Annotated in this window: 19 protein-coding genes; 9 read left to right on the forward strand and 10 right to left on the reverse strand. The window is 72.1% G+C overall.

Annotation, left to right across the window (positions count from 1 at the left end; translation table 11 throughout):
* Window positions 1-25: 25 nt before the first annotated feature.
* The 4 genes from ACLBX9_RS17275 (at window position 26) to ACLBX9_RS17290 (ending at window position 4404) form a co-directional block, all read left to right on the forward strand.
* Window positions 26-208, forward strand: a complete 183-nt coding sequence (locus ACLBX9_RS17275) for a YdcH family protein (RefSeq protein ID WP_010686300.1) — start codon at window positions 26-28, stop codon at window positions 206-208.
* A gap of 217 nt (window positions 209-425) precedes the next feature.
* Window positions 426-2354, forward strand: coding sequence for a propionyl-CoA synthetase (locus ACLBX9_RS17280; RefSeq protein WP_447719816.1), 1929 nt, complete (start codon window positions 426-428; stop codon window positions 2352-2354).
* Between the two features lie 291 nt (window positions 2355-2645).
* Window positions 2646-3065 carry a CopG family transcriptional regulator gene (locus ACLBX9_RS17285; RefSeq protein WP_447719817.1) on the forward strand — a complete coding sequence of 140 codons (420 nt, stop codon included), beginning with the start codon at window positions 2646-2648 and terminating at the stop codon, window positions 3063-3065.
* 55 nt (window positions 3066-3120) lie between these two features.
* Complete coding sequence (locus ACLBX9_RS17290) at window positions 3121-4404, forward strand: extracellular catalytic domain type 1 short-chain-length polyhydroxyalkanoate depolymerase (protein ID WP_447719818.1); 1284 nt, start codon at window positions 3121-3123, stop codon at window positions 4402-4404.
* Between the two features lie 186 nt (window positions 4405-4590).
* Here the strand turns inward: ACLBX9_RS17290 and ACLBX9_RS17295 are convergent, their stop codons facing one another.
* Window positions 4591-5061: a hypothetical protein gene (locus tag ACLBX9_RS17295; protein ID WP_051072284.1), complete on the reverse strand. Its 471-nt coding sequence runs from the start codon at window positions 5059-5061 to the stop codon at window positions 4591-4593.
* A 198-nt stretch (window positions 5062-5259) separates the two neighbouring features.
* Between ACLBX9_RS17295 and ACLBX9_RS17300 the strand changes: the two genes are divergently transcribed.
* The gene (locus tag ACLBX9_RS17300; RefSeq protein ID WP_447719819.1) at window positions 5260-6390 is read left to right on the forward strand and encodes an NADH:flavin oxidoreductase/NADH oxidase; all 1131 of its coding nucleotides are present in this window, start codon (window positions 5260-5262) and stop codon (window positions 6388-6390) included.
* 9 nt (window positions 6391-6399) lie between these two features.
* On the opposite strand, the gene ACLBX9_RS17305 is transcribed toward ACLBX9_RS17300, so the two are convergent.
* Window positions 6400-7161, reverse strand: coding sequence for a phosphodiester glycosidase family protein (locus tag ACLBX9_RS17305; RefSeq protein WP_447719820.1), 762 nt, complete (start codon window positions 7159-7161; stop codon window positions 6400-6402).
* A 211-nt stretch (window positions 7162-7372) separates the two neighbouring features.
* Here ACLBX9_RS17305 and ACLBX9_RS17310 point away from each other — a divergent pair, with 211 nt between their 5' ends.
* From ACLBX9_RS17310 to ACLBX9_RS17320, 3 genes are all read left to right on the forward strand, one after another.
* Window positions 7373-7858 carry a hypothetical protein gene (locus ACLBX9_RS17310; RefSeq protein WP_447719896.1) on the forward strand — a complete coding sequence of 162 codons (486 nt, stop codon included), beginning with the start codon at window positions 7373-7375 and terminating at the stop codon, window positions 7856-7858.
* Between the two features lie 142 nt (window positions 7859-8000).
* The gene (locus tag ACLBX9_RS17315; protein WP_447719821.1) at window positions 8001-9305 is read left to right on the forward strand and encodes an MFS transporter; all 1305 of its coding nucleotides are present in this window, start codon (window positions 8001-8003) and stop codon (window positions 9303-9305) included.
* Between the two features lie 2 nt (window positions 9306-9307).
* Window positions 9308-10186, forward strand: a complete 879-nt coding sequence (locus ACLBX9_RS17320; RefSeq protein WP_447719822.1) for an amidohydrolase family protein — start codon at window positions 9308-9310, stop codon at window positions 10184-10186.
* Between the two features lie 191 nt (window positions 10187-10377).
* Here the strand turns inward: ACLBX9_RS17320 and ACLBX9_RS17325 are convergent, their stop codons facing one another.
* Window positions 10378-10881 carry a YceD family protein gene (locus ACLBX9_RS17325; RefSeq protein WP_447719823.1) on the reverse strand — a complete coding sequence of 168 codons (504 nt, stop codon included), beginning with the start codon at window positions 10879-10881 and terminating at the stop codon, window positions 10378-10380.
* On the reverse strand, window positions 10878-11453 hold the full coding sequence (locus ACLBX9_RS17330) for a ubiquinol-cytochrome C chaperone family protein (RefSeq protein ID WP_010686289.1): 576 nt from the start codon (window positions 11451-11453) through the stop codon (window positions 10878-10880). Before ACLBX9_RS17330 ends, ACLBX9_RS17325 begins: the two co-directional genes overlap by 4 nt.
* Window positions 11454-11653: 200 nt before the next feature.
* Between ACLBX9_RS17330 and ACLBX9_RS17335 the strand changes: the two genes are divergently transcribed.
* Complete coding sequence (locus tag ACLBX9_RS17335) at window positions 11654-12151, forward strand: outer membrane protein assembly factor BamE (RefSeq protein WP_010686288.1); 498 nt, start codon at window positions 11654-11656, stop codon at window positions 12149-12151.
* Here ACLBX9_RS17335 and ACLBX9_RS17340 read toward each other — a convergent pair.
* The 6 genes from ACLBX9_RS17340 to nusB form a co-directional block, all read right to left on the reverse strand.
* Window positions 12088-12819: an HAD hydrolase-like protein gene (locus ACLBX9_RS17340; protein ID WP_010686287.1), complete on the reverse strand. Its 732-nt coding sequence runs from the start codon at window positions 12817-12819 to the stop codon at window positions 12088-12090. The genes ACLBX9_RS17335 and ACLBX9_RS17340 overlap by 64 nt on opposite strands.
* Window position 12820: 1 nt before the next feature.
* On the reverse strand, window positions 12821-14734 hold the full coding sequence (locus tag ACLBX9_RS17345) for a PAS domain S-box protein (protein WP_447719824.1): 1914 nt from the start codon (window positions 14732-14734) through the stop codon (window positions 12821-12823).
* Window positions 14735-14819: 85 nt separating this feature from the next.
* Window positions 14820-15914, reverse strand: coding sequence for an alkene reductase (locus ACLBX9_RS17350; RefSeq protein WP_447719825.1), 1095 nt, complete (start codon window positions 15912-15914; stop codon window positions 14820-14822).
* A gap of 205 nt (window positions 15915-16119) precedes the next feature.
* Window positions 16120-18264, reverse strand: coding sequence for a sodium-translocating pyrophosphatase (locus ACLBX9_RS17355; RefSeq protein ID WP_010686284.1), 2145 nt, complete (start codon window positions 18262-18264; stop codon window positions 16120-16122).
* A 549-nt stretch (window positions 18265-18813) separates the two neighbouring features.
* Window positions 18814-19809, reverse strand: coding sequence for a thiamine-phosphate kinase (gene thiL, locus ACLBX9_RS17360; RefSeq protein ID WP_447719826.1), 996 nt, complete (start codon window positions 19807-19809; stop codon window positions 18814-18816).
* Between the two features lie 3 nt (window positions 19810-19812).
* Entirely contained in the window at window positions 19813-20418 is a 606-nt protein-coding gene (gene nusB / locus ACLBX9_RS17365; RefSeq protein WP_447719827.1) for a transcription antitermination factor NusB, read from the reverse strand.
* Window positions 20419-20424 lie beyond the last annotated feature (6 nt).

Here is a 20424-nt window from a genome sequence, read left to right on the forward strand (position 1 = left end):
GAAACGATGACAGGAGATTCGACTCATGTCGCTGCAGACGCATCTGAGCCAACTCGCCCGGAAGCACGAAGCCCTCGAGCGCGAGATTCAGGAAGCGATCCACAGGCCATCGGCAAACGACCTCCACATCGCCGAGCTGAAGCGACGGAAACTCCTTCTCAAGGACGAGATGAACCGGCTCCAGGCGGGCAACGACACGCTGCACTGAGCCGTCCGACGTCCAGACCGACAGCAGATCCAGGCTGACAGCCGCCGCATCGGGAGCCCCGGTGCGGCGGTTTTGTTGTGGTCCACCCGCCGCGCCGGCGGCACTCCCGTCCCCGTCGGGATCCGCCTTCGGGCACGGACCGGCCTCGCCCCCGCGCGAGAATGCGCTAATCTGCCCGTCGCCGCCGGAGAGCGGCCCGCGGGGAAACGCCGAACCGATGACCACCGCCAGCCTTCCGGGCCGCTATCCCGAGCTCTACGACGCGGCCCGCCGCGACCCGGACGCCTTCTGGCTGGACGCAGCCCGGGCGATCGACTGGACGCGGGCGCCCGGCCAGGCCTTCGCGCCGGATTCCGGTCCCTACGGCCGCTGGTTCCCGGACGGGTCGCTCAATGCGTGTCACAACGCGGTCGACCGCCACGCCGACGGGGCGCGGGCGGAGCAGGTGGCGATCCGCTACGACTCGCCCGTCACCGGCACGAAGCGCGCCGTCACCTACCGGGCGCTGCGCGATGAAGTGTCGACGCTGGCCGCCGTGCTGGCCGGTTTCGGCGTCGGCAAGGGCGACCGGGTCATCCTCTACATGCCGATGGTGCCCGAGGCCCTGTTCGGCATGCTCGCCTGCGCCCGGCTCGGCGCGGTCCATTCCGTAGTGTTCGGCGGCTTCGCGGCGAACGAGCTGGCGGTGCGGATCGAGGATGCGGCGCCCAAGGTGGTGCTCGCCGCCTCCTGCGGCATCGAGCCGAACCGCGTGGTCGCCTACAAGCCTCTTCTCGACGCGGCGCTCGCCGCCTCGCGCCACAAGCCCGACGCGTGCCTGATCCTGCAGCGGCCGCAATGCGCCGCGGCGCTCGTGCCGGAGCGGGACCGCGACTGGGCCGAGGCGGTCGCGGCCGCCCGGGCGGCGGGGCAGGGCACAGCCTGCGTGCCGGTCGCCGCCACCGATCCGCTCTACATCCTGTACACCTCCGGGACGACCGGGAAGCCGAAAGGCGTGGTCCGCGACACGGGCGGCTACCTCGTCGCCCTCGCGTGGTCGATGCCGAACCTCTACGGCGTGCAGCCCGGCGAGACCTATTTCTGCGCCTCCGACATCGGCTGGGTCGTGGGCCATTCCTACATCGTCTACGCGCCGCTCCTGCACGGTTGCACCACCGTCCTCTACGAGGGCAAGCCGGTCGGCACGCCCGATGCCGGCGCCTTCTGGCGGGTCGTCGCCGAGTACGGGGTGGTCTGCCTGTTCACCGCGCCGACGGCCCTGCGGGCGATCAAGAAGGAGGATTCCAAGGGCGCCCGGATCGCCGACTACGACCTCTCCGCCTTCCGCAGCCTGTTCCTGGCCGGCGAGCGCGCCGATCCGGACTCGGTGGCCTGGGCCGAGCGGGTGCTGAACCGGCCGGTCATCGACCATTGGTGGCAGACCGAGACCGGTTGGCCGATCGCCGGCAACCCGATGGGGCTCGGCCTCCTGCCGGTGAAGCACGGCAGCACCTGCGTGCCGATGCCGGGCTACCGGGTCGAGGTGCTGGACGAGGGCGGCAAGCCCGTCCCGGCCGGCACGATGGGCACCATCGCGATTCGCCTGCCCCTGCCCCCCGGCTGCCTGCCGACCCTCTGGGGCTCGGACGAGCGGATGCGGTCGAGCTACCTCGCCACCTTCCCGGGCTACTACGACACGTCCGACGCCGGGGTGATCGACGCGGACGGCTACATCACGGTCCTGGGGCGGACCGACGACATCATCAACGTCGCGGGCCACCGCCTCTCCACCGGCGGCATGGAAGCGGTGCTGTCGAGCCACCCGGACGTGGCCGAGTGCGCGGTGATCGGCATCCGCGACGCCCTGAAGGGCGAGGTGCCCTGCGGCTTCGTGGTGCTCAAGGCCGGTGTCGACCGGCCGACCGGCGAGATCGAGCGCGAACTCGTCGCCAAGGTGCGCGACGAGATCGGACCGGTGGCGGCGTTCAAGCTCGCGCTCACCGTGCCGCGGCTGCCCAAGACCCGCTCGGGAAAGATCCTGCGGGCCACCATGAAGCGCATCGCCGACGACGAGCCCTGGACGATGCCGGCGACCATCGACGACGCCGCAGCCCTCGACGAGATCGGCGAGAGCCTCAAGGGGCGGGGGATCGGCGCGGCGCCCTGAACAGCGCACCGCGTCCCGCCGACGCCGCTCACAACCGGCCGCCCGCTCCCGGACAGGCGGAGCGACAGCGGAACTGATCCGGGCTCCGGCGCGGGAAGCGCCGCGCAGTCGGCTCCGAGCGATCTGCACGGACGCTTCGCGCCGTCGTGCGCCGTCGTGCGCCGGATCCCGGGCCGCGTCCCGCTGACGTTCCGTGCGCCCGGGACAGGGCGGCGCGCGCGAACGGCCCTTGCGTTCGACATTCCCATCACCATCTCCAGACCATCCAACGGGATGGTCCGGAGCGCTGGGATGACCGACAACGTGCGTGACCTCCGGCCCAAGGTGCCGGACAGCGAGAAGATCACGATCAATCTCGGCTTCGTCGATCTCGGGCGCGTGGACCTGATGGTCCGCGACGGCTTCTACGCCAACCGGGCCGACTTCATCCGCACGGCCGTGCGCAACCAGCTGGACCGCCAGGAGGAGGCCGTCCGGCAATCGGTGGCGCGGCGCCAGCTCCGCCTCGGGCTGTCGCACTACTCGCGGGCGGAGCTGGAGGCGGCCCGGGATGCCGGCACGCCGCTGCACATCCAGGTCCTCGGCCTCGCCACGATCGCCGCCGACGTCACCCCGGAGCTGGCGCGGGCCGCCATCGCCTCCGTGGAGGTGCTGGGGGCCTTCCAGGCAAGCCCCGCCGTCAAGGCCGCTCTGGCCGACCGCACCGTCTGATCAATCCGCGCGCCGGCCGCGCCATCCGCCCCGACACCTTGCACAAGGATTTTCCATGTTCCGCTTCCCCCACATCGACCCGTCGAAGCTCGACCTCTCCGCGCTCGGAATGCCGCACCTCGATCCGCGCGCCTTCGCGGCGGCGCAGAAGGCACGGGGGGCCGGAGCAGGCGACCGCGCGGCCGGGATGCGGGACGCGATGGCGCGGTTCCGTCAGGCGCAGGAAGCTGCCTTCACGCGGTGGACCGAGGCGCGTCGCAGCACTGGCGGTCGGTCGGAGACCGGCGGCCACGATGGACCGACCCTCGACATGGAGGCGCCGAGGGCGGCCGGCGGCGCCTGGACGGCGCCGGGCCGGGACGACGGTCCCGACGCGGCGACCCCGGACAGCGGAGCACCGGACCTGTCGGCGATGATGCGCGCCCTGCGGACGCATCTGCCGAAGACCGCTCCGGCGCGGCGCGCGACCGTTGCGGTCCCGCCTGGGGCGCGGTTCGAGGAGCGGGTGTTTTCGAACGCGGCCGGCAGCCGGCGCTACAAGGTCTACGTGCCGAGCGGCGACCGGGGCCCTGGCCAGCCCGTCGTCGTGATGCTGCACGGCTGCACGCAGAACCCCGACGATTTCGCCGCCGGCACGCGGATGAATGCCCTCGCCGAGGAGCAGGGCTTCCTGGTCGCCTACCCGGAGCAGCCGCAATCGGCGCATGTGCAGCGCTGCTGGAACTGGTACGCGGCCGATGATCAGGTTCGCGAGGGTGGCGAGCCGGCGCTGATCGCCGGGATCGCCCGGGCAGTCGTCGCGGACTTCTCCGCCGATCCCGGCCGGGTCTACGCGGCCGGGCTCTCGGCCGGCGGCGCGGCGGCGGCGATCCTGGCGGCGACCTATCCGGACCTGTTCGCAGCCGTCGGCGTCCATTCCGGGCTGGCCTGCGGGGCGGCCCGGGACCTGCCCGGCGCCTTCGCGGCCATGAAGGGGCAGGGCGCGGCGCCGGAGCGGAACCGGCGGGCGGTCCCGACCATCGTGTTCCACGGCGACGGCGATCGCACCGTGCATCCCGTCAACGGCGACCGGGTCGCGGCCCAGGCCGCGCCGGACTCGGGCCTCGCCGAGACGGTCACCCGGGGCACGAGCCCGGGCGGCATGGCCTATACCCGGACAGTCCGCGCGGACGCGTCGGGCCGGCCGGTGCTGGAGCAGTGGGTCCTGCACGGGGCCGGGCACGCGTGGTCGGGCGGAGACCCGGAAGGCTCCTACACCGATCCCCGCGGCCCGGACGCCAGCCGCGCGCTGATCGACTTCTTCCTGGCGCAGGGAGCGGCTCCGGCGACAGAAGCCTGAGGGTGTGAAAGCAGGATGGGCGGCAATACGGCCCGCGCGGTGCACGACGAAACCCCGCGGGACGGCGTTCCGGTGATTCCCATCCTGACGCCTCATCCTGAGCTGACCGCATCAGCGGGCCTCGGAGGAGGGCTCCTTCGAGGCCTGCGCTGCGCTCCGGCACCTCAGGACGATGTCAGGCCCTGCTCACTCCGCATCCGGCTCGTCGGTATCCTCGTCCATGTCGGCGGGGGCCGACCGGTCGAGGGCCGGTGCGTAGCCTCCCGGCGCCGGGTTCGTCGTCACCGAAGCCGGCATGCTCTGCGCATCGGGCTCGGAGGGGATCAGGGTCGCGGTGGCGGCCACGAGGCCGGCCAGCGAACGGACGTTCCGGGGCTGGCGCGGGTCGCGCGAGATCTGCTCGGCCTCCCGCTGCAGGCGCAGGTTGCAGGCTTGGGAGGGCAGGCCGCCCTGCGGCGTGCAGGCGTCGTGGCGGGCGCAGGCCGCGTCGAGGGCGTCGATCGGCGGCAGTGGGGCGTTGTTGCCCGGCCCACAGTAATTGCCGTGGATCAGCATCTTGGGCCCGCCAAAGGCGGCGGGCTGCGCGTGGGACGGTGCCGCGAAAGCGGCACAGCCGGCGGCGAGAAGGAACGGGGCGGCCAGTCTCGTGAGCATCATCAGGACCTCGGGCGATCTCACCCCCTCAGGTGGTTCGCGTCGGATGCCGCGATGCGGCGACAGCGCGAAAAACGGCCGGCTGCCACCGCAAGTTCCCGCGCCGCGATCGCAGGGCTGACCTGCCGCACGTCACGGCCGGGCAGGCTGGCGGGCCGGGCGATCCTGCGCCAGAGTGGCGGCAGCATGCCGGAGCCGTCCATGACATCGCCGAATACCGCACGCCTGTTCGAGCCAATGACGCTCGATGGGCTCACTCTGGAGAACCGCATTCTGATCGCGCCGATGTGCCAGTATTCGGCCCGGGACGGCGAGGCCACCGACTGGCACATGATGCACCTCGGCCAGCTCGCCATGTCGGGGGCCGGCCTGCTCACCCTGGAGGCCACCGCGGCCTCTCCCGAGGCGCGGATCACCGCCTGGGACCTCGGGCTCTACAACGACGGCTGCGAGCGGGCGTTGGCCCGCGTGCTCGACGCGGTGCGCGAGTACGCGCCGGTGCCGGTCTGCATCCAGATCGCCCATGCCGGCCGCAAGGCCTCGAGCGACGCGCCCTGGGCCGGCGGCCAGCAGATCCCGCCGGAGCACGCCTACGGCTGGCGCACCGAGGCGCCCTCGGCCGTGCCCCACGGGGAGGGGGAGGTCCCGCCCCACGCCCTCGACGCCGCCGACCTGAAGCGCGTCCGCGACCAGTTTGTCGCCACGGCCAAGCGCGCCGTGCGGCTGGGCATCGAGGCGGTGGAACTGCACGGCGCCCACGGCTACCTGCTGCACCAGTTCCTGTCGCCGATCGCCAACAAGCGCACGGACCAGTACGGCGGCAGCCTCGAGAACCGCATGCGCTTCCCGCTGGAGGTCTACGACGCGGTGCGCGACGTCGTCCCCGCGGGCAGCCCCGTCTGGCTGCGCGTCTCGGCCACCGACTGGGTCGAGGACGGGTGGGACCTGGACGAGACGGTCGAGCTGGCCAAGGCCTTGAAGCGCGCGGGCTCGCCGGCGATCCACGTCTCCACGGGCGGCGTCTCACCCAAGCAGGCGATCAAGCTCGGACCAGGCTATCAGGTGCCCTACGCCGAGCGGATCAAGGCCGAGACCGGCCTGACCACGATCGCGGTCGGCCTGATCACCGAGGCGCGGCAGGCCGAGACGATCCTGCAGGAGGGCAAGGCGGACGCGATCTCGCTGGCGCGGGCGATGCTGTACGATCCGCGCTGGCCCTGGCACGCGGCGGCCGAACTCGGCGCCCGGGTGCGGGCGCCGAAGCAGTACTGGCGCTCGCAGCCGCGGGAGTACAAGGACCTGTTCAAGGACACGGCGTTCGGGCAGCGGTGAGGCGATGCCTCACCGGGCCATCGCCCCGATGAGCGGTCCCAGCGGCCGGCTGATGTCCGAGCGCCCGATCCCCGGCGCGTAGAGGCTCGACACCGAGCCGTCGAGGAACAGGGCGTTGCGGCAGCCGAGGTCGTCCTTGAACAGCCGCGCGAAGGCCCCGAACGTCACCGGCCGCTCGGAGATCGCGAACACCGCCACGTGCCCGTCCGCCGTCACGCCGACGCCGTTGCGGACCTTCTGGCTCGGCCCGTCGGCCGAGATCTTCGGGTGAATCTGGCCGTCGATCACCAGCATCGGGCCGGACTGCGTGGCGTAGTCCGGCCGGACCTTCGTGCGCAGGTAGCGGGTCGTGTCGAGCACCCCGGCCTTGTCGCCCTTCACCCAGAACACGCCGTTGGGCTTGAGATGGAAATTCCCCGGGCCGTCCGTCGTGGAGACGTGCCGCATCTCGCGGCCGTCCTCGACGTAGAGGCCCACCGGCGCCTGATCCTTGTCGTACATGCCGGCATTCATCGCGAAACTCAGGCGGCCACCCTGCTTCTCGGCCAGAGTGCCGAGGGACCCATAGGGCCGGCCGTCGCCCTGGAGCCAGAACAGGCGCAGCCGTTGCCGCCGCAGGTCGATCGCGCAGACCGTGAACGTCTCGCCCTGGGCCTGGACGGCCCGGCAGGTCTCGGGCGCGGTCGGGGGGGCCGGGGTTGCTTCGGCGCGGCCGGGCAGGGGCAGCGCGAGCAGCGCGATCAACAGGGCGTGAGCCGGACGCATCGTCATCACTCGTTCCGTGCCGCTCGAAGGCGCCGGACAGCGGCGCCGAGAGGTGTGGGCGGCGCGTCTCGCCCGGGAAAGCGGCGATTTTCGTGTCCGAAGCCGGCCTGGAGCTTGCGCACACGCCAGCGGCGGCGCGCCGCGGAGCAAGACTGGACCGTTTTGGCTGCTCGAACGTTTGTACAGCCAGAGGGCGGTATTCCACGGAGATGACGTGATGAAGGGTGCAGTGCTCGGCTCGGCCCTGCTGGCTGCAGGTGCCCTGGCGCTGGCGCCGGCCAGCGCCGACGCGCGCGGCTTCGGCGGCGGCGGTTTCCATGGTGGTGGCTTCCACGGCGGCGGCTTCGGCGGCTTCCGAGGCGGCGGATTCGGCGGCGGCTTCCGCGGCGCCGGCTTCCGTGGTGGTGGGTTCTACGGCGGCCGGGGCTTCTACGGCGGCCGGGGCTTCTACGGTGGCCGGGGCTACGGCTACGGCCTCGGCGGCCTGGGTCTCGGCGTCGGGCTGGGCCTCGCGGCCGGCGGCCTCTACGGCGGCTACGGCGGCTACGGCTACCCGGGCTACGGCTACGGGTATGGGGGCGGCTACGCCCCGGTCGGCTATTACGGCGGCGACTACGGCTACGGCGGCGGCTGCTACACGGTCCCGCGGGTGCGCTGGACGCCGTACGGATACCGCCGGGTCCTGGTCGAGCGCTGCTACTGAGCCGCGCCCGGCAGCAAGACCGACAGCGAGAAAGAACGGGAGAGGCCGCCTCCGGGCGGCCTTTTCCTTGCCTGCCGCCTTCCCGGCGTTGGACAGCTCAGACTAGGACGCCGATACTGGTATCGAACGGCGGGAGACGGTCATGAGCACGGCAACCGGGCAGGGGCCTTCCGGGGTGGATGCGGTCGAGATCCGCGATGCCAGCCTCACCGCCTTCTACCGATCGATGACGCCATCGGAGCGGCACACCTTCTGGGCGTGCGCGGCCGGCTGGTGCCTCGACGGTATGGACTTCATGATCTACCCGCTGGTGATCGGGACGATCATGGCCCTGTGGCACGTGGATTCCGGCACGGCCGGGCTCGCCGCCACCGTGACGCTGCTGGCCTCGGCGATCGGCGGCTGGCTCGCGGGCTTCATCGCCGACCGGATCGGCCGGGTGCTGACCCTCCAGATCACGATCCTGTGGTTCTCGCTCTTCTCCCTGCTCTGCGCCTTCGTGCAGAACTTCGAGCAGCTCCTGATCGCCCGGGCGATCCTCGGCCTCGGCTTCGGCGGCGAGTGGGCGGCCGGTGCCGTGCTGATCGGCGAGACCATCCGAGCCGAGTATCGCGGCCGCGCCGTCGGCTCCGTGCAGTCCGGCTGGGCGATCGGATGGGGGCTCGCAGTCCTGTCGCAGGCGGTGCTGTTCTCGATTCTGCCGCCCGAGACGGCGTGGCGCTGGATGTTCGCCGTGGGCGCGCTCCCGGCCCTGCTGATCTTCTACCTGCGCCGCTACGTCGAGGAGCCGCAGGTCGCCGCCGAGAGCCGCGCCCGCGCCGCGGCCTCCGGCGACCGGCCGCAGATCTGGCAGATCTTCTCCGGGCCGATCCTCAAGACCACGCTGCTCGCCTCCCTGGCGGCGGCGGGGTGCCAGGGCGGCTACTACGCGATCACCACCTGGGTGCCGCGTTTCCTCACCACCGAGCGCCACCTGTCGATCGTCTCCTCCACCGGCTACCTCGCGGCGCTGATCATCGGCTCGTTCACCGGCTACCTCGTGGGGGCGTGGCTCGCCGACCGGCTCGGGCGCCGTCCGCTGTTCCTGATCTTCTCGCTCGGCGCCATCGCGGTGATCGTCGCCTACACGCAGATCCCGCTCTCGAATGGCGTGCTCTGGGTGCTGGGCTTCCCGCTGGGGTTCTTCGCCTCCGGCTACTTCTCCGGCATGGGCGCCTTCCTGACCGAGCTGTACCCGACGCGCCTGCGCGGCTCGGGGCAGGGGTTCTGCTACAATTTCGGACGCGGCATCGGCGCCCTGTTCCCGGCGCTCGTCGGCTACCTCGCGGAGCGCGCCGGCCTCGCCTCCGCCATCGCGATCTTCGCCGCCGTCGCCTACGGGATCTTCTTCCTGGCGGCCTTCGCGCTGCCCGAGACCCGCGGCAAGGTCCTGCACGCGGATAGCTGATCATGCCCGAGATCCGAGACTGCCCCGCCCCGGACCCCCATCCGGGCGGCCCGACCCGCTACGCCGTGCCGGGGGGCGCCGTGGACACCCATGCCCACGTCATCGGACTGCCGCCGGATTATCCCTTGGTCCCGGACCGGAGCTACACGCCTCCGGCGGCCCCGGCGGACCGATACCTCGCGATGCTCGACGGGACCGGCATGGCCAACGGGGTGCTGGTCCAGGTCAGCGTCCACGGCACCGACAACCGGCTGATGGTGGAGACGCTGCGCGCCAACCGGCAGCGCCTGCGCGGCATCGCGGTGATTCCCCTCGGCCTCCCGGACGCGGAACTCGCCGCCCTGAAGGAGGCCGGGGTGGTGGGCCTGCGCCTCAACGTCCTGTTCGGCGGCGGAGTCGGGCTCGATGCCGTCGAATCCTACGGGGCGCTCGCCCGCGAGATGGGCTGGCACCTCCAGTTCCTGCTCGACGCCCGGGACCTGCCGCCGATCGCCGGCCGCCTCGCGCGGCTGCCGGTACCGCTGGTCTTCGACCATATGGGCCACATGCCGACCTCCGCCGGGCTGGACCATCCGGGCTTCCAGGCACTCCTCGGCCTCGTGGCCGACGGGAACTGGGTCAAGCTGTCCGGCGCCTTCCGGGATTCCGTGGAGGGGCCGCCCTATGCCGACACGATCCCCTTCGCCTGCGCGCTCAACGACGCCGCCCCCGAGCGCTGCCTCTGGGGGTCGGACTGGCCGCACGTCGCCGCCTGGGACGGGCCGCCCCGGACCTCGACGCTCCTCGACCTGATGGCCGACTGGGTGCCAGACGCGGACCGGCGCCGGATGGTCTTCGTCGACAATCCCCGGCGGCTCTACGGATTCGCGGCCGGTCCGTGAGCGACCGCCACGGTCGCGGACGGGCGCACCGGACGCAGGCCCCGACCGGGCGAGCCGCGGAGCGCCGGTGACGCACCGCCCCGTCGCCGCGACACGCGATGTGTTCCCCCGGATCACCGTCCGCTGCGCGGCAGAAATCCGGGACCGCGCCGGCGCCCGCCGATCCGCGCGCACCGCGGCAGGAGCCGACCCTACGCCTTCCCGTCCCGGATCCGGCGCAGGGCGTCGAACGGCCCCGCATCGTCGCCGGCCACGACCGGCTCGAAGGTGATGCCGGGCTTGCGGGGATAGGGATCGAGGCCGAGCGCCAGGAACTCGGCGGTCAGCGCGCCGAAATCGATGCGTCCGCCGACCAGGGGATCGGGGATGTCGGCGTCTTCGGCATCGGTGCCGGCGAGCTGGTCGGTATCGGTGAAGACCACCTCGACAGGTTCCCGGACCGGTGCCTCGAAGGGTTCGAGGCTCACGGTGCAGACCTGCGTGACCAGGGCCTCCACGGAGCCGGTGACCGTGAGCCGGCTGGTCGGCCCCTCGATGGCGAAGCGTCCGACCAGATCGCGGATGCCCGGGATGCCGAAATCGGCCGCGAGCGCCGCGCACTCGGCCGGGCTCGCCTCCACGGTGACGGCGCCGCGGCCCTGGGGCAGGCGCTCGACGTTCACCCAGCGCGCGAGCGGGAAGTCGACCTGACTCATGCGGTGCCTCCTGCAGTGTCTCCGGCCTCGGCCGATGCGGGCGCGAAGCCGTCCGGCTCCGGGAAGGGCGGCCCGGCCCCGAGCAGCCCGTCGAGGTCGGCCCCGGCCAGCGCCGCGTCGGCGGCCTGCACGTAGGCCGCGAGGCCGGTCCCGTCCCCTTCGCCGCCCAGCACGTTCCGCACGAGGGCCGTGCGCAGGGAAGCCGTGTCGCCCGCGTTGAGCGCCGCGTCGTAGCCCTCGGCGCGACCGTAGAAGGCGGCACCGAGCTTCTTCATCCGCTTGGACACGCCCATGTCGCCGACGCCCAGCTCGCGCAGGGACGCGTCGAGCTGCGCGAACACGGAGTTCACAAGATCCTGCGCGACCTCGGCGGCCGGGGCCGGCAGCCGGTTCAGCCGGCGCAGGACCAGGATGGCGTGCAGGCACAGGGATTCGAACCGGCCCTCCACGGTGTCGGGTATGCCGAGCCGCGTGTAGAGACCCGGCCGGCGCGCGGCCAGGCTGAGCGCCACGTGCAGGTCCTCGATGGCGCGGCGACGCGCGTTCGCGCGCCGGAACAGGCCGGCGATCATGGGCGCCCCGCCGGGACCGGGAGGGCCGGTCGCACCGCGTCCGCCCCTGTGCGGATGATGGCCATCTGTGGCCAAGCTTGCCTTGTCAAAGCCATAACCCCGCGGTACGGCAACCCACGCCCAGGGCGCAAGCGTCGTCGGAGTCCCGTGCCGGCGGCAGCGGTTGCGCCCCGTCCGTCAACACGCTCTCTGGGGGCCCGATGCGGCGCCGTCTCGTCCAGTCCTTCGCGCGCCTTGCCTTGGTCGGCCTCGCGGGAGCCGGCCTGTCCGGCTGCATCGGCGAGGAACTGCGCCACGGCTATCAGGTCGATCAGGCGGCCCTCGCCACAATCAAGCCCGGCATGAGCCCCGAACAGGTTCTGCAGATCCTCGGCACGCCGTCGACGGTGTCCACGGTGGGCAACAAGTCCTGGTACTACATCTCGCAGAACACCCGCCGGACGATCATGTTCCTGGGTGAGCAGGTCGAGGATCAGAAGGTCACGGCGATCTACTTCACCCCCGGCTTCAAGGTCGAGCGCGTGGCCCTCTACGGCCTCCAGGACGGCCGGATCTTCGACTTCATCGAGCGCACCACGCCGACGAGCGGCGCCGACCGCGCCTTCCTCAGCCAGCTGTTCCGCGGCCTGACCCGCTACGAGCCGTTCGGCAGCGGCAGGGGCACCAGCGTGGTGCCGGGCGCCAACCGCGGCCAGTGATCTGAGGTGCCGGCGGCCGAGCGGGCGACCTCTCGGGCGACCTCGGCGGGTTCGGAGAACAGATAGTCGGGCGCCTGCGCGGCGAGCGCCCGCGGATCGGTGAAGCCCCAGGTCACCGCGCCGAACGGGCAGCCGAGGGCGCGCGCCGCCTCCAGGTCGCGGATCTCGTCGCCGATGCACAGCGCCCGGGCCGGCGCGACCCCGGACCGCGCCAGCAGCGTCCGCAGGCGGCGCGCCTTCCCGAAGATCGAAGCCCCGCAGGCATAGGTGCCGATGCGCGCCGCGTTGTCGGGCCCGAGCACCCGGCGGACCGTGTCGGCGCGATTCGACGACAGGATCGCCAGAGGCACGCCGGCCGCCGCGATGCCGGCCAGCATGTCCGTCACGCCGGGAAAGAGGGCGATCCGCGCGGCGTCCCGGGCAGCCAGCGCGTGCATGTGGCGGGCGATCAGCGGCAGCTTCCAGCGGGGGATGCCGAGATGGGCCACGATCGCCCGGGCGCCCTGCAGCCGCAATCCGTCGACCTCGTGGGCCTCGACGCGCCGGAACCGGTAGCGGTCGGCGACCCCGTTCAGGACCGAGCAGAACCAGTCGAAGCTGTCGGCGAGCGTCCCGTCGAAGTCGAGGACGACGAGTCCGGGCGCGGCCGCTCCCGTCCGGAGGGCCACGTCAGGCCCGGAGATTCTCGAGCGGCACGCTGAGCCGCATCAGCAGGCCGCCCGGCGCCCAGTCGCGCTCCAGCTCTCCGTCGAGCTGTCCGGCGACGCTGCGCTCGGCGAGCACCGTCCCAAACCCCTTCCGGGAAGGTGCGCCGGTGACCGGGGGTCCGCCGGCCTCCTGCCACGTCAGGGTGTAGCGGTCCGCCTCCCGGCTGCCGCTCAGCGTGACGCCGCCCTCCTTGGTGGAGAGGCCGCCGTACTTCATGGCATTGGTGGCCTGCTCGTGCATGATCAGCGCCAGCGCCGTCGCGGTGCGCTCGCCGATCTCGGCGTCGTCGCCCGAGATCGCGACCCGGGCGCGGCCATCCTCGGCGTAGGCCGCCATGATCAGGCGCATGAGCCCGAACACCGTCTGGCCCGCCACCGCGGGGGCGCTCTCGGGCGAGTGCGGGCGGACATATTCGTGGGCCTGGGCCAGCGCCCCGAGCCGCTCGCGGAAGGCCGTGGCGAAGGGCTTGGCGGCCGGGTCGCTGCGCGCGGTGAGCGCCGCGAGGCCGCCGACCACCGCGAAGATGTTCTTGATCCGGTGCGACAGCTCGCGGATCAGCAGGTCGCGGGCCTCCTCGGCGCGCTTGGCCTCGCGCAGGTCGCGGGTGACGGTGGCGTGGCCGATCTCGGCGCCGGTGGGGTCGCGCACCTGGAAGATGTTGTAGAGGACCGCCACCGGCTCGCCCGTGCGGAAATGCCGGAAGGCCAGCTCGCCCTCCCAGTGGCCGTCCCGGCCCACCGCCGGCATCACGATCTCGGCCAGGATCCGGCGGCTCTCCTGCGTGAAGAAATCGGGGATCCGATGGCGGCGCGCGGCGGCGAGATCGGGCAGGCCGACCAGCGCCAGCGCCGCCTCGTTGAGATGGGTGATCTCGCCGTCCTGCGTCGAGAGGCCGATGAAGTCCTTCGAGGCCTCGACGATGGCGGCGAGCTTGCGGGCCTCGGCCTCGGTCCGCTTCAGGTCGTCGATGTCGGTGCAGGTGCCGAACCAGCGCTCGATCCGCCCCTCCGCGTCCCGGATCGGCATGGCGCGGCCGAGCGTCCACCGGTAGGCGCCGCTGTGGTGGCGCAGGCGGTACTCGATCTCGTAAGGCTCTCCGGTGGCGAGCGAATGGCGCCACCGGGCCCAGGCCCGGTCCTGATCCTCCGGGTGGAACACGTCGTTCCAGCCTTCGCCGTCGGTGGTGCCGTAAGGCACGCCGGTGAACTCGTACCAGCGGTCGTTGTAGTAGTCGTGGAACCCGTCGGGCTGCGTGGTCCAGACCATCTGGGGCATCGCCGCCGTCATCACGCGGAAACGGCGCTCGCTGGCGGCGAGCTCCGCCTCGCGGGCCGCCACCTGCGCGAGCGTCCGACGGTGGTCCAGCAGGCTCGAGATCTGGCGCGCCAGGGCCGTGAGCGTGGCGGTCTGTTCCGAGTCGAGACCGCCCGACCGCGGGACCCGGTCGAGCACGCAGAGGGCGCCGAGGGGGATGCCCTGGGCCCCGCGGATCACCGCGCCGGCATAGAAGCGGAAGGCCGGCGCCCCGGTCACCAGCGGGTTCTCCACCGTCCGCGCATCGGCGGCCAGGTCGGGGATGATCAGCAGCTCGCCCGCCTCGATCGTGTGGGCGCAGACGGAGCAGTTGATCGGCAGTTCGCGCTTGCCGAGGCCTACCTCCGACTTGAACCATTGCCGCTCGGCATCCACGAGGCTGACGAGGGCCACGGGGGCGCGGCAGACATGGGCGGCGACCCGGACGAGATCGTCGTAGAGCGGCTCCGGCTCCGTATCGAGGATCGCGAGATCATGCAGTTCCGCGATCCGGTCCGCGGTGCTCCAGGGCCCTACGGTCGGTTCAGGAGCCGCGAGCGCGTGTGGTGCCGGCACTTTCATGGTCCGGCAATCACATAGGTGCCTTGCACTCCCCTGCCTAGGTGCCGCCGCGCTTTCCACACGCGGCGGCCGCCGGAGCGCCGCCTTACGCGGCGCGGGGCTCATCCGCGAGGGTCGGATAGTCGATGTAGCCCTCCGGTCCCTGGCTGTACCACGTGGCCGCATTGTCCTTGTTGAGGGGCGCGCCCTTGGCGATGCGCGCGACGAGGTCGGGGTTGGCGATGAAGGTCCGGCCGAACGCGATCGCGTCGGCCTCGCCGGCATCCAGGACCTTCTGGCCGCTGGTCCCGTCGTAGTCGGCGTTGAGGATCATCGGGTTGCGGAACACGCGCCGCATCGCCGGGGCGATCGGCGGGTGGTCGGCCTTGCCGAAGGTGCCGTCGGGGCCCGGCTCGCGCATCTCCAGGAAGGCGATGCCGACATCGGCGAGCGCCTGGGCGGCGGCCACGAACAAGGGCTCGGGGTTCGAGTCGTTGCAGCCCTGGATCGCGCCGTTGGGCGAGAGGCGCACGCCGGTGCGCTCGGGCCCGGCGACCTTCGCCACCGCCTCGGTCACCTCCCGCAGGAGCCGCACACGGTTCTCGATGGCGCCGCCATACCGGTCGGTGCGGTGATTGGTGCCGTCACGCAGGAACTCGTCGATCAGGTAGCCGTTAGCCGCGTGGATCTGCACCCCGTCGAAGCCGGCCGCCAGGGCGTTGGCGGTGGCGTGCTCGTAGTCGGCGAGCAGCCGCGGGATCTCGGCGACCTCCAGGGCGCGGGCCTCCGCGTAGGGCTTCTTGCCGGCATAGGTGTGAGCCTGATCGGGCGCCGTGGTGGCGGAGGACGAGACGGGCTTGGCGCCGCCGAGGAAATCCGGGTGGACCAGCCGGCCCATGTGCCAGATCTGGCAGACGATCTTGCCGCCCCTGTCGTGGACCGCCTTCACGATCGGCCGCCACGCGTCGACCTGGGCGTCGGACCAGATGCCCGGCGCGTAGGGCCAGCCGAGGCCCTCCTGGGAGATGCCGGTGGCCTCGGTGAGGATGAGGCCGGCGCCGGCACGCTGGGCGTAGTACTCGGCCATGATCGGAGTGGGCACGTGCTCGCGGGTGCCGCGGCCGCGGGTGAGGGGGGCCATGAAGATCCGGTTCTTCGCCTCGATGGCGCCGATTCGGATCGGGTCGAGCAGGGACGGCATAGGGTACCTCGTGCTGGTGCGGCCGCGCCGCATCCGGTTTAATCCGCGGCCGAGGTGGCGCTGCGGCGCGGCGATGCCAAGGTGCAGCGCAGCGGGCACGACGGCGCCGTGCGGAGGCGCACATCGCGGGAGGCGCGCCAAAACGCGAAGGGCCGGGCTCGCGCGGAGCCCGGCCCTCCCTTTTGCGTCAGGGACTTGGCAGCCCTCAGCTGTGCGCCAGCACCGCCAGCAGCAGCAGGGCGATGATGTTGGTGATCTTGATCGCCGGGTTCACCGCCGGGCCCGCGGTGTCCTTGTAGGGGTCGCCGACCGTGTCGCCGGTCACCGCCGCCTTGTGGGCCTCCGAGCCCTTGCCGCCGTGATGGCCGTCCTCGATGTACTTCTTGGCGTTGTCCCAGGCGCCGCCGCCCGAGGTCATCGAGATCGCCACGTAGAGGCCGGTGAGGATCACGCCGAGCAGGCTCGCGCCCACCGTGGCGAAGGCCTGGCTCTTGCCCGCGATGAGCTGGATCACGAAGAACAGCACCACCGGCGACAGCACCGGCAGCAGCGAGGGGACGATCATCTCCTTGATCGCCGCCCGGGTCAGCATGTCCACCGCCCGGCCGTAATCGGGCCGGTCCGTGCCCTGCATGATCCCGGGCTTGGCCCGGAACTGCCGCCGGACCTCCTCCACCACCGCGCCCGCCGCGCGCCCCACCGCCGTCATCGCGATGCCGGCGAACAGGAACGGGATCAGGCCGCCGAGCAGCAGCCCGACCACCACGTAGGGGTTCGACAGCGAGAAATCGACGCTGACGCCCTGGAAGAAGCGGTACTGCGTCGGGCTCGCATTGGCGATGAAGTAGTTCAGGTCCGACGTGTAGGCGGCGAACAGCACCAGCGCGCCGAGGCCGGCGGAGCCGATCGCGTAGCCCTTGGTGACCGCCTTGGTGGTGTTGCCGACCGCGTCGAGGGCGTCGGTCGACTTTCGCACGTCCGGGGGCAGCCCGGCCATCTCGGCGATGCCGCCGGCATTGTCGGTGACCGGCCCGAAGGCGTCGAGGGCCACGATGAAGCCGGCCAGCGCCAGCATGGCGGTGACCGCGATGGCGATGCCGAACAGGCCGGCGAGCGCGTAGGTGCTGATGATGCCGGCCACGATCACGATCGCCGGGAGCGCCGTCGATTCCAGCGAGATCGCCAGCCCCTGGATCACGTTGGTGCCGTGTCCGGTGACCGATGAATCAGCGATCGACTTCACGGGCCGGAAGTTCGTGCCGGTGTAGTACTCGGTGATCACCACGATCAGTGCCGTGATGGCGAGCCCGATCACCGCGCAGCCGAACAGGCCGGCCGACGTGAAGGTGACGCCGGTGGAGGTGGTGAAGGTGGTCGCGAAACCGCCGAGCAGCGTCATGTTGACGGCGGCAATCGCCGCGACCGAGAGAACGCCGGCGGCGATCAGGCCCTTGTAGAGCGCCCCCATGATCGACTGGTTGGCTCCGAGCCGCACCGCGTAGGTGCCGGCGATCGACGTGACGATGCAGGCCGCGCCGATGGCGAGAGGATAGAGCATCATCGGCTCCAGCGCGTCCCGGCCGCTGCCGGTGGGGCCGGAGAAGAAGATCGCGGCCAGCACCATGGTGGCGACGATGGTGACCGCGTAGGTCTCGAACAGGTCGGCCGCCATGCCGGCGCAGTCGCCGACGTTGTCGCCGACGTTGTCGGCGATGGTGGCGGGGTTGCGCGGATCGTCCTCCGGGATGCCGGCCTCGACCTTGCCGACGAGGTCGCCGCCGACGTCGGCCCCCTTGGTGAAGATGCCGCCGCCCAGGCGGGCGAAGATCGAGATCAGCGACGCGCCGAAGCCGAGCGCCACCAGCGCGTCGATCACCTCGCGGCTCGACGGCTCGAGATGCGCGCCGCGGGTGAGGTACAGGTAGTAGAGCGCCACGCCGAGGAGCGCGAGGCCCGCCACGAGCATGCCGGTCACCGCGCCGGACTTGAAGGCCACGTCGAGGCCGCCGCCGAGCGACGTCGAGGCGGCCTGCGCGGTGCGCACGTTGGCCCGGACCGAGACGTTCATGCCGATGAAGCCCGCCGCGCCCGAGAGCACGGCGCCGATCAGGAAGCCGATGGCGACCTTGAGTCCGAGGAAGACGGCGAGCAGCACGAACAGGACCACGCCGACGAGGCCGATGGTCGTGTACTGCCGCCGGAGATAGGCCTGGGCGCCCTCCGCGATGGCGGCGGCGATCTCCTGCATGCGTTGGGTGCCGGCGTCGCGCCGCAGCACGTCGAGGATCGTGACAATGCCGTAGGCGACGGCGCAGAGCCCGCCCACGATGATCAGAACCAAGGGAATCATTCGACCGTCCTTGTTATTATCGTGCCTGGCGTGGGCTTGTGTTTGTCGAGCTTGGCCGCCGGAGGACGGCCACGGGACGTGGCGCTCGGATTCGGGGCTTTCCTTCCCAGAACAAGGCCTTGATTGCCAAACTTCGCCGCAGAGCGCAAACGGCGTCTTCGCGTTTTTCTGCGGCGCAGCGCGCGAATGCTGCACTGCACGACGACGGAGCCCGCCGATACAGGGAACTATTGTGCTGTTTTCGCGCGTGACGGCGGCGGACCGATCGAGCAAGGGACGCGCGACGGGAGCGGGAAGCCGCGGATCGGACCGCCCCTCGATCCCTTCATCCTGGCGTACCGGAGCGGAGTGCGGGCCTCGACGGAGCCCTCCAGAGGTCGCGGCAATTCCGAGCGCCCACCTTCGAGGCCCGCTGACGCGGGCATCTCAGGATGCGGAGGTGGATTGGATCACGTCGGTGCCTCGGTCCGTGCGAGCGCGGCGAAGCGACGACCAAGCGGGCCGCGCCGACCGAGCGTTACCGACCGGAGCGTTCGACCGGACAATGCGTCAGAAGTGGCTGAACGCCCCGGCGGCGAATACGCGCGCGGTCCCGTCGTCCATGGCGAATTCGGGCGGCCCGTCGCCCGCCGTCACGGTGCCGATGGCGGCGATGGGGATCCCGGCCGCCGCCGCCTCGGCCTGGAAGGCTTCGAGCGTCCCCGGTGCCACCGTGCAGAGGATCTCGTAATCGTCACCGCCGGTGAGGACCGCCTCGATCAGGCCGGGCGCGGCCGCGCAGGCGAGGCGGGCCGCCTCCGAGAGCGGCACCGCCGCCACGTCGATGCGGGCGCTGCGGCCCGAGCCCAGCATCTTGGCGAGGTCACCCGCGAGCCCGTCCGACACGTCCATGGCGGCGGTGGCGTGGTGGCGGACCGCTCGGGCCGCGGCGAGGCGTGGCCGGGGATGCAGGTAGCGGTCGGCCAGCGCGGCCCGCTGCGCCGGATCGAGGGCGGCCACCCAGGGGGCGGCCGGCTCGAGGCGCATCCGCAGGCCGAGGGCCGCGTCGCCGATCGTGCCGGTGACGCAGATCCGATCTCCGAGCCGGGCCGTGCCGCGCCGGACGATCGCGCCAGACGGCACTTCGCCCATCATGCTCACGCCGATCAGGGCCGGCCCGCCGGAGCGGACCGTGTCGCCGCCGAGCAGGGGGCAATCGGCCTCGACGGCCGCTTCCCCCAGCCCCGCCGCGAAGGCCGCCAGCCAGTCCTCGGTCCAGTCGCCGGGCAGCGCCAGGGTCAGCAGGAAGCCGCGCGGGACCGCGCCTTTGGCGGCGATGTCGGAGAGGTTCACCCCGAGGGCCTTGCGGGCGATCGAGGCCGGCGGATCGTCCGGGAAGTAGTGGATCCCCGCCACCACGGCGTCCGCGGTGAGGACGAGGTCGTGGCCGGGGGCCGGCGTCAGGATGGCGGCGTCGTCCCGGAGCCCGTCCGCGCCCGGCCCCGCCAGGGGGGCGAAGTAGCGGGCGATCAGCCCCTCCTCGGAGACGCGGGCCGGCCCGGCCACCGGTCAGCCCTTCTGGGCCGGCGGCTTCCCGGGGAGCGGCTTGGCGGAGCCCGGCTTGCCCGCTCCAGGCTTGCCCGCTCCCGGCTTGCCCGACCCCTTCGGGGCCGCGACCTCGCCCGGCCGGACGTCCCGGGCGAGCCGGTCGAGCACCGCGTTCACGAGGCCCGGCTCGTCGGCGGTGTAGAAGCTGTGCGCCACGTCGACATAGGCGGAGATCGCCGCCCCCACCGGCACGTCGGGCCGGAACATCAGCTCGTAGGCGCCCGCCCGCAGGATCGCCCGGAGCACGATCTCGATGCGGCGGAGCGGCCAGCCCTGGGCCAGCGCCTGATCGAGCTTCGGGTCGATCGCCCGCTGCTCCTCGACGGTGCCGCGCAGGAGGTCGCGGAAGAAGGCGGTCTCGGCCTTCGGATGGGCGATCCCGTCGACCTCCTGGCCGATCCAGAACGCCTCGAACTCGGCGAGCGCGTCGAGGACGCCCTTGCCGGAGATGTCCATCTCGTAGAGCGCCTGCACGACGGCGAGGCGGGCGCCGCTGCGCGGGCTGATCTTGGCCGTGTCGGCGGCCCTGGGGGCGCCCTCCGGCCCGGCGTCGGTGGTCCCGGTCATGTCGGT

The sequence above is a fragment of the Methylobacterium sp. A49B genome, assembly GCF_053346215.1.

Excerpts from the sequence above, each read along its gene's own strand:
- ACLBX9_RS17280 (WP_447719816.1), top strand. The coding sequence starts at position 426 with ATGACCACCGCCAGCCTTCCGGGCCGCTATCCCGAGCTCTACGACGCG.
- ACLBX9_RS17285 (WP_447719817.1), top strand. The coding sequence starts at position 2,646 with ATGACCGACAACGTGCGTGACCTCCGGCCCAAGGTGCCGGACAGCGAG.
- ACLBX9_RS17350 (WP_447719825.1), bottom strand. The coding sequence starts at position 15,914 with ATGCCGTCCCTGCTCGACCCGATCCGAATCGGCGCCATCGAGGCGAAG.
- ACLBX9_RS17320 (WP_447719822.1), top strand. The coding sequence starts at position 9,308 with ATGCCCGAGATCCGAGACTGCCCCGCCCCGGACCCCCATCCGGGCGGC.
- ACLBX9_RS17300 (WP_447719819.1), top strand. The coding sequence starts at position 5,260 with ATGACATCGCCGAATACCGCACGCCTGTTCGAGCCAATGACGCTCGAT.
- ACLBX9_RS17330 (WP_010686289.1), bottom strand. The coding sequence starts at position 11,453 with ATGATCGCCGGCCTGTTCCGGCGCGCGAACGCGCGTCGCCGCGCCATC.
- ACLBX9_RS17315 (WP_447719821.1), top strand. The coding sequence starts at position 8,001 with ATGAGCACGGCAACCGGGCAGGGGCCTTCCGGGGTGGATGCGGTCGAG.
- ACLBX9_RS17355 (WP_010686284.1), bottom strand. The coding sequence starts at position 18,264 with ATGATTCCCTTGGTTCTGATCATCGTGGGCGGGCTCTGCGCCGTCGCC.
- ACLBX9_RS17295 (WP_051072284.1), bottom strand. The coding sequence starts at position 5,061 with ATGATGCTCACGAGACTGGCCGCCCCGTTCCTTCTCGCCGCCGGCTGT.
- ACLBX9_RS17275 (WP_010686300.1), top strand. The coding sequence starts at position 26 with ATGTCGCTGCAGACGCATCTGAGCCAACTCGCCCGGAAGCACGAAGCC.
- ACLBX9_RS17290 (WP_447719818.1), top strand. The coding sequence starts at position 3,121 with ATGTTCCGCTTCCCCCACATCGACCCGTCGAAGCTCGACCTCTCCGCG.
- ACLBX9_RS17345 (WP_447719824.1), bottom strand. The coding sequence starts at position 14,734 with ATGAAAGTGCCGGCACCACACGCGCTCGCGGCTCCTGAACCGACCGTA.
- ACLBX9_RS17310 (WP_447719896.1), top strand. The coding sequence starts at position 7,373 with ATGAAGGGTGCAGTGCTCGGCTCGGCCCTGCTGGCTGCAGGTGCCCTG.
- ACLBX9_RS17325 (WP_447719823.1), bottom strand. The coding sequence starts at position 10,881 with ATGAGTCAGGTCGACTTCCCGCTCGCGCGCTGGGTGAACGTCGAGCGC.
- ACLBX9_RS17335 (WP_010686288.1), top strand. The coding sequence starts at position 11,654 with ATGCGGCGCCGTCTCGTCCAGTCCTTCGCGCGCCTTGCCTTGGTCGGC.
- nusB (WP_447719827.1), bottom strand. The coding sequence starts at position 20,418 with ATGACCGGGACCACCGACGCCGGGCCGGAGGGCGCCCCCAGGGCCGCC.
- ACLBX9_RS17305 (WP_447719820.1), bottom strand. The coding sequence starts at position 7,161 with ATGACGATGCGTCCGGCTCACGCCCTGTTGATCGCGCTGCTCGCGCTG.